The 14,188-nt window shown below is 32.1% G+C and carries 8 protein-coding genes; all 8 read left to right on the forward strand.

Going from position 1 to position 14,188, the window contains the following annotated elements; genetic code table 11:
• Positions 1-2: 2 nt before the first annotated feature.
• The 8 genes from gndA (at position 3) to DFQ10_RS10025 (ending at position 14,181) form a co-directional block, all read left to right on the forward strand.
• On the forward strand, positions 3-1,886 hold the full coding sequence (gene gndA / locus DFQ10_RS09990) for an NADP-dependent phosphogluconate dehydrogenase (protein ID WP_245940680.1): 1,884 nt from the start codon (positions 3-5) through the stop codon (positions 1,884-1,886).
• A 32-nt stretch (positions 1,887-1,918) separates the two neighbouring features.
• On the forward strand, positions 1,919-3,193 hold the full coding sequence (locus tag DFQ10_RS09995) for an Nramp family divalent metal transporter (protein ID WP_115817284.1): 1,275 nt from the start codon (positions 1,919-1,921) through the stop codon (positions 3,191-3,193).
• 119 nt (positions 3,194-3,312) lie between these two features.
• Positions 3,313-5,658: a polysaccharide lyase 6 family protein gene (locus DFQ10_RS10000; protein WP_181897621.1), complete on the forward strand. Its 2,346-nt coding sequence runs from the start codon at positions 3,313-3,315 to the stop codon at positions 5,656-5,658.
• Between the two features lie 2 nt (positions 5,659-5,660).
• Positions 5,661-7,940, forward strand: a complete 2,280-nt coding sequence (locus DFQ10_RS10005; protein ID WP_115817286.1) for an alginate lyase family protein — start codon at positions 5,661-5,663, stop codon at positions 7,938-7,940.
• Positions 7,941-7,968: 28 nt separating this feature from the next.
• A complete protein-coding gene (locus tag DFQ10_RS10010) occupies positions 7,969-8,343 on the forward strand; it encodes a cupin domain-containing protein (protein WP_115817287.1) in 375 nt (124 codons plus the stop codon).
• A 304-nt stretch (positions 8,344-8,647) separates the two neighbouring features.
• Positions 8,648-11,722, forward strand: a complete 3,075-nt coding sequence (locus DFQ10_RS10015) for a SusC/RagA family TonB-linked outer membrane protein (RefSeq protein WP_115817288.1) — start codon at positions 8,648-8,650, stop codon at positions 11,720-11,722.
• A gap of 21 nt (positions 11,723-11,743) precedes the next feature.
• Positions 11,744-13,207, forward strand: coding sequence for a RagB/SusD family nutrient uptake outer membrane protein (locus DFQ10_RS10020; protein ID WP_115817289.1), 1,464 nt, complete (start codon positions 11,744-11,746; stop codon positions 13,205-13,207).
• Positions 13,208-13,230: 23 nt separating this feature from the next.
• On the forward strand, positions 13,231-14,181 hold the full coding sequence (locus tag DFQ10_RS10025) for a PKD domain-containing protein (protein ID WP_115817290.1): 951 nt from the start codon (positions 13,231-13,233) through the stop codon (positions 14,179-14,181).
• Positions 14,182-14,188: the final 7 nt, after the last annotated feature.

The raw sequence follows: 14,188 nt of genomic DNA on the forward strand, positions 1-14,188 counted from the left end.
TATTGAAAAAAGTAATATTTATAATGGGTGTTTCTGGTTGTGGCAAAAGCACTATCGGAAAATTATTAGCTCAAGAATTAGATATTCCTTTTTTTGATGGTGACGATTTTCATCCAGAAAGTAACATTCAAAAAATGTCTAACGGACAAGCTTTAAATGATGCAGATAGGCAAGGTTGGTTAGAAACATTGAATGATTTAGCAAAACAGCAGCTAGCTAAAAATAGTTGCGTTATTGTGTGTTCTGCTTTAAAACAGAAATATAGAGATACATTAAGTCTCAATATTAATGCAGAAACTAATTGGGTATATTTATCAGGATCTTTTAATCAGATTTTTGATAGACTCAATAGTAGGGAAGGTCATTTTATGCCATCTGAATTATTAATATCACAGTTTGAGACTTTAGAAGATCCTAAAGATGCGTTAAAAATTGATATTACCTTAACACCAGAAAATATTATAAGAACGATAAAAAGCGGATTAATGAATACTTCAGAATTTGGATTATTTGGTTTAGGCGTAATGGGAAAAAGCCTATGTAGAAATTTAGCCAATAATGGTTTTAAAATTTCTATGTTTAATAGACATGTAGCTGGTGTTGAGGTAGATGTTGCTAAAAACTTTAAAGCAGAGTATTCAGAATTATCGCATGCCAAAGCATTTGATGATATTGCAGCTTTTGTAAATTCATTGCAGCAACCAAGGCGTATCATGCTCATGGTAAATGCAGGGAAAACTATAGATTATGTTATTGAAGATTTACTACCTTATTTATCGGAAAATGATATTATAATTGATGGTGGAAATTCAAACTATAAAAAGACAAAAGAACGTAACACGTATTTAAAAACAAAAGGTATTCATTTTATTGGTACAGGTGTTTCAGGTGGTGAGGAAGGAGCTTTAAAAGGCCCATCAATAATGCCGAGTGGAGATAAAGAGGCTTACAAAAATGTAGCTCAGTTTTTAGAAACTATTTCAGCTAAAGATAAAAATGGTTTACCATGTTGTACGTACGTTGGACCAGAAGGAAGTGGTCAGTTTATTAAAATGGTCCACAATGGAGTGGAGTATGTAGAAATGCAATTATTGGCAGAAGTGGCCACAATTTTGGAAAGTTTAGGTCAAAATCCAGATGATATCGCTAACACTTTAGATAGTTGGAAAGCCACAGCAAATAGTTATTTGTTAGAAATTACAGCGACTATTTTTAGAAAAAAGGAAGGTGACGATTGGTTAGTTAATAAAATACTAGACAAAGCTGGAAATAAGGGAACAGGAAACTGGACAACCATTGCTTCTGCAGAACTTGGAGTGCCAAGTACATTAATAGCTTCAGCTTTATTTTCACGATATATTTCTTTTTACAAAGAAGAGCGAGTTCAATTAAATAAGAATTTTGAAAACTCAAATACTTCAGAATTAAACGTGACTACAAATGATATTTTAGAAGCATATCAGTTTGCTAGAATTATAAACCATTATCAAGGTTTTAAATTAATTTCAGAAGCTTCAAATAAATTTGAATGGCATCTAAATCTAAGTGAAATAGCTAGAATTTGGACAAATGGTTGTATTATTAGATCTACGTTAATGGAAGATTTGGTTGCTGTTTTTAAACACACAACAAACATTCTAACCAATCCAGAGTTAATAAATAAGGTTAATAACTATAAGTCATCAGCAAAAAAGGTTGTATCTGAGTGCATACTTAATGATGTAACAACACCAGCGTTGGCTGAAGCTATTCAATTTTTAAACGGAATTACAACAAAATATGCGTCTGCTAATATCATTCAAGCTCAACGCGATTATTTTGGAGCGCATACCTATCAAAGACTTGACGATGACTCTGGAAAGAGTTATCACTCAAACTGGAATTAGAAACTAAATAACCAAATTAACTAACTCATATTATGGATGTAACCACACCAAAGAAATCATTTCTCAAAAAGATTATAGCTTTAATATTAGGGTTTGGTCCAGGTATTTTTGCTATTGGTTACACAATTGGTACAGGTAGTGTAACGTCTATGATTGTTGCAGGTAGTAAATTTAATATGCAGTTGTTATGGGTGCTTTTAATAAGTTGTCTTTTTTCGGGAATTTTAATGTTTGCTTACGGAAATTACGCTTTAATAACTGGTGAAACCGCACTCTTTGGTTTTAAAAAGCATTTTAAATATGGTAAAATTTTAGCGATTTTAATTATTGTAGGTATAACGTTTGGTCAATGGAACTCTTTGATGGGTATCTTAGGGATTTCTTCGAATATAATTTATGAAATTTTAGCAGTAAATTTTGAAGGGTTATCAGACTTTAAATATGAAACTGTTCTTATTACAGCTATTGTTATCATCGTTACATTCTACTTATTAATGTTAGTAGGGAAGTACACTTTTTTCGAAAAAATACTAGTCATTTTTGTAAGCTTAATGGGAATGTCTTTTGTATTATCATTATGCTTTGTTCAGCCACTTTCTATAGATGTTATTAAGGGATTAATACCAACAATACCAGATGTACCTGGAGGTAAAATGTTGGTTGCTGCTTTTGTTGGTACTACTATGGCTTCAGCAACATTTTTATCAAGACCATTATTTGTAAAAGGAAAAGGATGGACTATTAAAAACTTAGGGCAACAAAAAAGAGATTCAATAACAGCTGCAATTTTAATATTTGTTATTAGCGGTGTTATTATGGCTGTGGCAGCAGGTGCTTTATATTATCAAGGCAAAGAAGTTACACAGGTTTTAGATATGGCAAACACTTTAGAGCCAGTTGCTGGTAAATGGGCTGTAACTATTTTCTTTTTTGGAGCATTAAGTGCGGGATTATCATCTATTTTTCCATGTTTATTAATTGCACCTTTATTGATAGCAGATTATCAATCTGGTGAGTTAGATACCAATTCAAAGCAATTTAGAATTATAACATTTATAGCTTGTTTGGTGGCATTAATAGGTCCTGCTTTTGGAGCAAATCCTATTGAAATTCAAATTCTTTCACAGGTGTTTAATGTGTTCGTTTTACCTATTGTTATTTTAGGTATAATAATGATTGTGAACAGTAAAAAGATTATGAAAGGTTACAAAACAAGTGTTTTTGTAAACGTTGGTTTATATGCATCACTTCTTTTTGCATGTATCATTTCTTATAATGGCATCCTGGCACTAATGGAATATTTTTAACGATGTTTTTTTAGTTTCGTAGTTAAAATAGTACAGATTTGAGATAAATGTCTATATATTTTTTGGTTACTTCCAAAAATCACGTATATTGGTAAACCAATCTGGTAAACCAATTTATTATGTTAAATAAACGATCTCTCGGTCTTGTATCAATGTTTATTTTATTGCTTCTTACGCTTTCTTTTAAAGACGCAGATTCAAGTGTTTTATTAGTAAAAAATATATCTCAATTTAATGATGCGGTTAAAAACGCAAAGCCAGGTGATATCATTACATTAGCTAATGGTGTTTGGAAAGATGCTGAACTCGTTTTTGAAGGTAAAGGCACTTTAGAAAAACCAATTAAGTTAACTGTTGAATCTAAAGGAAAAGTAACTTTAGAAGGTGCTTCAAATTTACAATTGGCTGGAGAACATTTAATTGTTGAAGGTCTTGTTTTTAAAAATGGATACACACCAACAAATGCTGTAATTTCTTTTAGAAAAAACAGAGAAGAAATAGCTAGTAACACAAGATTAACAGAATGTGTTATTGATAATTATAACAATCCAGAACGTCAAGTTCAAGATTATTGGGTCACCATCTACGGAAAAAATAATCGTATAGATCACAATCATATTGTAGGCAAAAAGAATTTAGGAGTTACCATGATTGTTGGTTTAGACACTAAAGAAAGTGTACAGAATAATCATAAGATAGATCACAATTATTTTGGTCCTCGTCCTACTTTTGGAAATAATGGAGGAGAAACGTTACGAATAGGTACAAGTCATACAGCATTAGAAAACTCGAATACATTAGTAGAGTCAAATTATTTTGATAGAACTAACGGCGAGCACGAAATCATTTCTAATAAGTCTTGTCAAAATACATTTAAGTACAATACTTTTTTTGAATGTACAGGGACATTAACGATGCGTCATGGCAATGAAACTTTAGTTGATGGAAACGTATTTATCGGAAACGGAAAGCCGAGTACAGGTGGAGTTCGTATTATTAATGAATCTCAAACAGTTATTAATAACTATCATATAGGATTAACTGGTTACCGTTTTAGAGGAGCATTTGTGATGATGAATGGTGTACCAAACTCACCACCAAATCGATATGTGCCTGTAATTAATTCAATGGCAAATAATAATACGTTTATTGATTGCGATCATATTCTTTTTGGAGCCGGAAATGATTCTGAAAGAAGTCAAGCACCAAAAACTTCTGAGTTTTCTGGAAATATTATCTATAACAAAAAAAAGAAAGACATTTTTACTATTGATGCAGATATAAGTGGAATAACATTTAAAGATAACTTACTCGGACAAAATGGAGAAACATCTATAAATAAAGGTTTTAAAAATGCAGATATTAAATTAGTTAAAAACGAACAAGGGTTTTTAATTCCAACTTCAAATAAAATTAAATCAAAGGTGACTATTAGTCCAAAAATAGCAACTAAAGAAAATACAGGAACCGCGTGGTATTCTAAAGCAGATAATAGTGTAGCTCTAAATTCTGGTGAAACAATTAAAGTTAAAGCTGGCATTAATACCTTATTTGAAATAGTTAAAGTGTCTAAAGCAGGAGATATTATAGAATTAGAGGAAGGAGGAACTTATTTATTAACTAAAGCGGTTCAAATTAATCATCCTTTGACTTTTAAAACTTCAGGAACAAAAAAAGCAACTGTTTTATTTGAACGTATGATGGCTTTCGAAATTCAAAATGGAGGAAGTTTAGCTTTAGAGAATATCACTTTTGATGGTACAAAATCACCAGATTATGCAGGGAATTCTGTTATAAGTACAAGCAAAAATTCAATGCTAGATAATTATAAATTGTTTATTGATAATTGCGAGTTTAAAGATATGGTGGTTAATCATTCATTTGATGTGCTACGAGTTTCAAAAGGTACTTTTGCAGATACTATAAGTATTCAGAATTCAACATTTAAAAATATTTCAGGACATATTGCTGCATTAGATAAAGAAACTGATGATATTGGTGCATATAATGTGGAATATATGATAATGAAAAACAATACAGTTACTGATTTGCAAGGAGCAGCTTTGAGGTTGTATAGAGGAGGAAAAGATGAAAGCACATTTGGTCCATTTTTAGAAGTAGATCATAACGTATTTAATAATGTCGGTTTTGGTAAAAAGAATAAGTATGGAGTAGCTATGTCTTTATATGGTGTTCAGGTTAATGATATTCAAAATAATAATTTCCATAATACTAAAGGCTTAAATATGCATTTGGTAGTTGGAGAGCCAATAGTGAATGTGGTAAATAACAATTATTACAAATCTGGTAAAATTGATGTTACTGGAGATGAAAAATATAATGTTCAAAACCTTTATAATATTGAGTCTACTTTTAAAGAAGGGACTTTTCAATTGTCTGAAGACTCTACTTTGAGAGGTAAAGGAACAGATAAAAAAGATATAGGAATTATTGTTAAAAACTAACTATGACCATAATTAAAAATTTCATAATCAAATTTGCTTTAGTCGCAATTGTATTCACTGCGTTTTCTTGTAAAAAAGAAAACGCAGCTGTTACAGATACTTCAAACGAAACGGCATCATTACAAGAGCATCCTAGTTTAATTTTAACGGCTCAAGGTGTTAAAGATATTAGAGCACAGTTAGGAAGTATTCCAGTTTTTGATAACACATTAAAAGCGGTTCAAGAAGAAATTGATGCTGAAATCGCATTAGGAATAGATACACCAATACCAGTAGATTATTCTGGTGGCTATACACATGTACGCCATAAACGTAACATGGTAGTATTGCAAAAAGCAGGAGTTTTATACCAGATTTTAGATGATGATAAATACGCGAAATATGTTAAAGACATGTTGATGCAATATGAGGAGATGTATAAAACCTTGCCATTACATCCTAAAACAAGATCGTATGCAAGAGGTAAATTATTTTGGCAATGTTTAAACGATTCTAATTGGTTGGTATATGTAAGTCAAGCTTATGATTGTGTTTATAATTATTTATCTGAAGACGAACGCAACAAACTAGAAACAAATTTATTTAAGCCATTTGCGGATCATATTTCAATAGACAGTCCTCAATTTTATCAAAGAGTCCACAATCATAGTACTTGGGGAAATGCAGCTGTTGGTATGATTGGTTTAGTAATGGATGATCAAGAGTTAATCGATCGTGCTTTGTATGGTATTAAAGATTTAAAATTAGATACTAAAGAAAAAGATGATGACGGTGGTTTTTTAAATAAAGATGGAAAAGCTGGTTTTCTAGCAAATATAGAAGAACCTTTTTCTCCAGATGGTTATTATAATGAAGGACCTTACTATCAACGTTACGCCATGTATCCTTTTCTAATTTTTGCAGAAGGACTACATAATGTAAAACCAGAATTAAAAATATTTGAATATAAAGATGGTGTATTGCTAAAATCCATAAATGCATTATTAAACTTATCTGATGCAGATGGTGATTTCTTTCCGCTTAACGATGGCCAAAAAGGCATGTCTTATTATAATGATGCTTTAGTTACTGCAGTAGATATTTCATATCATTTTGGAACGCAAGATCCGGGATTGTTAAGTATTGCTAAAGAGCAAAATAAAGTTTTATTGGATGATTCTGGTTTGGCAGTTGCACTTGGAATAAAGAATGGAAATGAAAAACCTTTCAATAAAAAATCAATTAATTTATCAGATGGACCAGAAGGAACACAAGGTGGTGTTGCTATATTAAGAAATAAAGATATAGAACTCGTGTTTAAATATGCAGCTCAAGGCTCTAGTCATGGTCATTATGATAAGTTATCTTATTCATTGTATGAAAAAGGAGAAGAAATTCTTCAAGATTACGGTTTAGCAAGATTTGTAAACATTGAGCAAAAAGGTGGTGGTAATTACCTAAAGGAAAACAAAACGTGGGCAAAACAAACGATTGCACATAATACAGTAACACAAAATGAAACGTCTCATTTCAATGCGAAGTATGACATAGGAAGTCAACATCATTCGGTTTTAAATTATTTTTCTTCAGAAAATGACAAGGTACAAGTAGCAAGTGCAAGAGAAAATAATGCCTATCCAGGAACAGAGATGTTGCGTACTATGGCAATAATAAAAGATGAAGATTTTGAAAAGCCGTATATGTTAGATATCATGAAGGTGACTTCAAACAAATCTAATCAATATGATTTTCCATATTATTTCATAGGTCAAGTTGTGCAAAAAAACTTCGATTACCATACACCTAAAACGTTAAATCCTTTAGGAAACAAAAATGGATATCAACACCTATTTGTTGAAGGAACAGCAAAAGCATCTAGTGATAATAGTAAATTGTCATGGCTAAATAAAGGGAAGTTTTACACTTTAACATCGGTTACTAATACTAATGATGAGTTGCTATTTACTAGAATTGGAGCAAACGATCCAGAATTTAATTTAAGACGCGAGGCAGCATTAATGTTGAGACGAAAAAATACTAAAAACACTCTTTTTGTTTCAGTTATTGAAGGACATGGTAGTTATAGTCCAGTTTCAGAATCTGCAGTAAATTCAAATAGTAGTATAAAAGAATTGAAAGTAGTTTTAGATACAGAAGCATACACGGCAGTACAAATCACAAATATAAATGGTAATACAAAACTATTTATTACGGCAAACACAAATACTTCAAAAGGAGAAAAACACAATTTAAAAATTAACGATAAGAATTATGAGTGGTCAGGTTCTTATTATTTCGAATAAAATAACATAAAATAAAGCAATTCAAATTATGAAAAGATTTAGCGAAAAGTACGTCATCACAAAAGATATGGAATGGGAAGAGCTTGGTGGAGGAGTATCCCGAAAGTTTTTAGGTTACGATAACCAAATCATGATGGTACGAGTAAAATTTAATAAAGGAGCGTTAGGTGCACCACATCAACATTTTCATACGCAAGCAACTTATTGTGTTTCTGGGAAGTTTGAATTTGAGATTGATGGTGAAAAGCAAATTGTAGAAGCTGGTGATGGTGTTTATATTGAACCTAATTTATTACATAGTGCTGTTTGTCTAGAAGAAGGAGAGCTAATTGATACATTTAGTCCTGTAAGAGAAGATTTCTTAAGTGGAGGAGGAGTATCTTATTTTGGAGACAAAAAGTAATAGACAAAAAAACACTATTCCTATATAAGTGAAGACTTTATGAAGTTGTAAAGTAATTCTTACCTAAAGCATAGATGTTTGCTATTTTAACCCAAACATTTGCTTTATTAACATATAAAATTTACGAAAACGTTATAATTAACAAAATTTTATATATATTTGGTAAACCAAACTGGTTGACCAGTTTGGTTTACCAAAGTTAATAACACAAAGATTGTCTCAATTTATCGTGTTAAAATGAACCTACAGAGGTATAAATAAGAAATTATAATTTAAAAACTAATCTAACTCTAAACAATGAATTATGAATTTAAAAGTTAAACTCATTACAGTTGTTGCACTATTCTTTAGTGTAATGATATTTGCTCAAGATGGTTATACCATAAAAGGTACTGTAACCTCTGCGGCTGATAATATGCCCATACCTGGTGCTAATATTATCGTTGTTGGCACAACTAAAGGTTCATCAACCGATTTTGATGGAAATTATGAGCTTCAAGTTAAAAAAGGCGATGTGGTACAATTCTCTTATATAGGATATGTAACACAAACTGTAATTATTGATGCTCAAAAATCAATTAACGTAAAACTAGCAGAAGATACTAGTGCGTTAGATGAGGTTGTCGTTGTTGGATATGGTACTCAAAAGAAGAGTCACTTAACAGGTTCTGTATCTAAAGTGAAAAACGAGAATTTAGATCAAATTGCTGTAGCGCGTGTAGATGATGCTTTAATAGGTCAAGTATCTGGTGTTAATATTCAATCAACATCAGCAGAAGCTGGTGCAGCACCGACTATTACTATTAGAGGTTTTGGATCTATAGCAGCTGACTCAGGTCCTGCTGTTGTTGTTGATGGTATCGTTGTAAGTTCAGATTTTCTTGGTTCTTTAAATATGAATGATGTTGAATCTTTTGAAGTATTAAAAGATGCGGCATCAGCTGCTATTTATGGTAGTGAAGGAGCTAATGGTGTTATTCTTATCACAACAAAAAGTGGTAAAGAAGGAAAAACAAAATTTGGTTATGATACCTATACAGGTTGGAAATCAGCATTTGAAAGTGAAGATTATAAGAAGAGTGTTTCTGGTTGGGCAGCTAAAGAATTGGCAGCAACAGGAGAACTTTCAAATAATACTAAATATGCTCAGTTATTAGTAGAAACTACAGGTATTGATAGAGATTGGCAAGAAGTATTTTTTGATGGAGGTGTTATTACAAGTCATGCTTTTTCTGCAAGAGGAGGTACTAAAGATACTAAATTTAGTGCATCACTAAGTTATCTTGAAGATGAGGGTGTTGTAATTACTGATAACTATAAGTTGTTTACAGGAAGGTTAAAAGTAGATACTAAATTAACTAAAAATCTTAAATTTGGGATTAACGCTACTCCTTCTTACTCAAAGCGTAGAGCTTTACCGACATCAATACATAATCCTTTAAGACAATCACCTTGGTTACCAATATATCACACTGCAGAAACGCTTCAGTTTACAGACGGTACTCCTCAAATAGGAGATTACTTTGCGGAAGATGATTTAATTAATATAGATGTAGATCCTACAGATAGTTTTGGTTCAAGTAGACCACGTACGTCTGGTGATGCAAACCCTTATGCACAATATGTGGAAAGAGAACATTATGAGTATAACACAAAATTATTAGGTTCTACTTATTTAGAGTATGAAATTCTTGATGGTCTTAAAGCAAAAACATCTTTAGGGGTAACATTAGATTTCCGTAAGAGAACAAGATGGGATGGAACAAAACACCATTCAGGTGGAGCAGGTAGAGCAGCTTATTTGTTAAATAATAGATTTAGATCTAGAATAATTTCTGATAATACTTTAAACTACAGTAAAACAATTGGAAACCATGATTTTGATTTGTTAGCAGGTTTTTCTGTACAGTCTAGAACTACTGAAGAAAGTAGCATTGAAGGTAGTGGTTATTCAAATGATTTACTTAAAAATTTACAAGGAGCAACTATTTTTTCTGGAATAGAAGAAATAAAATTAGTTCAAAGAAAGATTGGATATTTCGCAAGAGTTAATTATGCTTATGCAAATAAATATTTATTGTCAGCTTCATTTAGACGAGATGGTAGTTCTGTTTTTGGTGTAGACTCAAAATGGGGTAATTTCCCTGCTGTATCTGTGGGTTGGAATGTAGCTAAAGAAGATTTCTTAAAAGAGAGTAATTTTTTAAGTAATTTAAAACTTAGATTTAGTTACGGTCTTACTGGTAGTGAGAATTTTGATACAGGTAACGATATTACAGATGTATGGCCTTACTTAGCATTATTAGATAATACTAATAGTGTAACCGAAGGTGGAGTTACAGCTGGTGTATCAGCTCTTAATATAGCAAATGCATTATTACAATGGGAAGCTTCAGAAGAATTTAATCCGGGTGTAGATTTTGCGTTTTTAAATAATAGAATATCAGGGTCTGTAGATTATTACAGAAGAACAAGTGATAAATTATTATTAGAAAACCCTGTGTCTTATGTTACTGGATTTAATTCTGGTATTGTAAATTTAGGTAAAGTACAAAATAGTGGTTGGGAGTTTGAGTTAAGAACTAAAAATGTTGCTAAAGAGAATTTTTCTTGGAGCACAACTATTATAGCATCAACTAATAAAAATGAATTACTTGATATGGGTGATTCAGATGGTGCACTTTTAGAAGATACTTTTGGTAGAAATTCACAATGGATTAATTCTGTTGGAAATCCATTATCATCATTTTATGGTTATGTTGTAGATAAAGAATTAGATGCTGAGTATTATGATTCACCATGGATTCCAATTAACGGTAGATCAGAAGATGTGATAGTTAAAGATTTAAATGGTGATGGTTTAATTACAGATGAAGATAAGACTATTCTTGGAGATCCATATCCAGAGATTGTATGGAGTCTTACAAATGAATTTAAGTTATGGGATTTTGATTTTTCTTTCATGATTCAGGGAAGTCAAGGGGCTGAAGTAAAAAACATTGGAGATCAGTATTTTGGTACAGATTGGCAAGGTTCTACTACAAGTCCACAAGCTGTAGTTGATGCGGGTATTATACCTAATACAACTTTCTTGCAACAAAGAGTTCATACTAATGATGTGGTTCAAAGTGCAGGCTATTTTTCTTTAAGAAATGTAAATCTTGGCTATACGTTACCTGATAGTGTAACATCTAAATTAGGTATAGAAAAACTAAGAATTTACGCAACAGGTCAGAATTTATTATACATTACATCTGATGATTATCACGGTTTCAATCCAGAATATGTAGATGATTCAAATCCTAGACAATATGGAGCTCAGAGAGCAGGTACTCCTGTCTTTAAAACCATGTCTTTAGGTTTAAACGTTAATTTTTAATAAAACAAAACACACCAAATTATGAAACATATAAAATATTTAATTTTTGCTGTAACGGGATTTGTTTTCATATCCTGTGATTCAGAAGAATTTTTAAATCCACTACCAGATACTGCTATTGTAGTAGAAAATTATTATCAGACGGATGAAGATGTGTTAGCTGGAATTATAGGTATTTATGATGCCATACAAGGGGTTAACGAAAATACAGATTCTAGTTATGAGCGATCTAACAGAGGAGTACAAGTAGAATACCTTTTAACAGAACATCGTACAGATAATACAAGAGGTAAGACGTCTGAAGGTTCTAAAGCTGATTTTCATAGGTATTTAATCGATGCGACTAATGCGCAATCAGAAGATTATTATCAATCTATGTATCAAATTATTTTTAGGGCAAATGACATACTAGTGTATATTGATGCGGCAAGCGAAGAAAATCGAGCTAAATATGTAGCTGAAGCTAAATTTTTAAGAGCTTATGCTTATTTTAATTTAGTAAGACTATTTGGTGATGTGCCTTTAGTAACTAGTGTAGTAGGACCAGAAGAAACTGGAGCGCTGTTTACTAGAGTTGATGAAGCTCAGGTTTATGAGCAAATTATTGCAGATTTAGTAGAGGCTAAAGATGTATTAGACAATACATATAAGTCTAGAGCATCAAAAGCGGCAGCACAAGGTCTTTTAGCGAAAGTATATTTAACGCAAGGTGTTAATTATGGAGAAGCTGCACAGTTATGTTTAGATGTTATGAGTAGTGGTTTTTCGTTACAAGATAATTTTTCTGATGTATTTTATAATGAATTAAATGACGAAATAATTTTTGCAGTACAATATGAATTTGGTAATTCTGATGAAAGTCAAGCATTCTCTGCCGAATTTACTTCTTTCAATCGTCAGGGTAGAGAAGATGGTTTAAATTTAGTAGAACAAAACCTTATAGATGACTTTGCAGTATATGGGGGAAACAGAACAGCAGCTTCTTACGTGGCTTTAGGCACTGGAACAAACATTTCTAATGAAGTAATTAAGTTCTTACCTTTCGGAACAGACCTTAATGCTGTTCCAGAACCAACATATGGTCCAAGTGCGCAACAAGCAGGTAATGATTGGATAATCTTACGTTATTCAGATGTGCTACTTATGCATGCCGAAGCAATTTTAGCAGGAGGTGCTCAAACTAATAGTGCAGCAGCAATTGATTCTTATATGGAAGTGAGAGTAAGAGCAGGTTTTGATGCGGTTACAGATCGCCCATCAGTACTTACAAAAGAAGCATTACTTGTAGAAAGACGTGTAGAATTGGCATTTGAAAATCAACGCTTCTTTGATTTGGTAAGATTTGGAGTTGCTAATGAGGTAATTGGTGATTATGCCGCTTCTCAAGGGTTTTCCGATTATAATGTGAGACAGTTATTACTGCCAATTCCTTCAAGAGAAATTAATTTAAGTGATAATGTCTTAGGACAAAATCCAGGATATTAAAAAAAAAAATAAATTTTAAAGTCATGAAAAATAAAATAAATATTTTTAGCAAAGTCACAGTATTGTGTCTGTGCTTAATAACAGCTGTAGGTTTTAATAGCTGTGAAAGTTCTTTTGAGTTCGATTTGCCAGAAGCTGGTTCTCAAGTCGACACGGTTTTACCAACAGCAGATTTTTCGTATGTACCAGACCCTAATAGCTACAATGTTATTCAATTTACAGATTTGTCATTTCAATCTACCACATACTTGTGGGATTTTGGAGGAGGTAATACTTCAGCGTTACGTGATCCGATATATACATTTCCATCTGTAGAAGCAACATACCCTGTTACATTAACAGTTAGCGATGCTAATGGAGCTTCAGATTCTATAACTATAGATGTGGTGGTAATAGATGTATTTGTACCAATTACTCCTGAAATTTTAAATGGAGATTTTCAAAGTGGTACTAGTGATTGGAAATTTGATGAATTTACAGGTGGTACAACAAATCCTTTTAACTCTAGTAGTGATGGATCTTGGTTGAATTATGATGGTTCTGATAATGGATCTAAAACTAAAGGTGCAAAATGGACAATGAGTACTTCAGCTGGTGCTTATCTAAGTAGTAATACTAGATATGCTTACCAAGCAATAACAGTATCTAATGTGGATGGTTCAGGATTGCCAGTTAACTATATTTTAGAATTTGAATATGCTATAAAAGATGATGGTACGCAAGCACCAGGAGATAATAGAATCATTGGAGGAATTATAGACGGTCATTTTGATGATGGAGCGGATGCTATCGCTAGTTTTGACGCAGCTCCTTTAGCAATGTTTGTTGGAGATCAAGATTTAGGAAAAACGGTATTTACTACAGTTCAAATTCCTTTTACTTCAAATGCAACAGGTGAAGTGGCTATACTAATTTATGGTGTGACTGATGTTGATGCTTATGTTGACAATGTTAAAGTATACCCAGCAGATTAATCTTAGT

It is taken from the genome of Winogradskyella eximia (assembly GCF_003386165.1).
GTDB classification, from domain to species: domain Bacteria; phylum Bacteroidota; class Bacteroidia; order Flavobacteriales; family Flavobacteriaceae; genus Winogradskyella; species Winogradskyella eximia.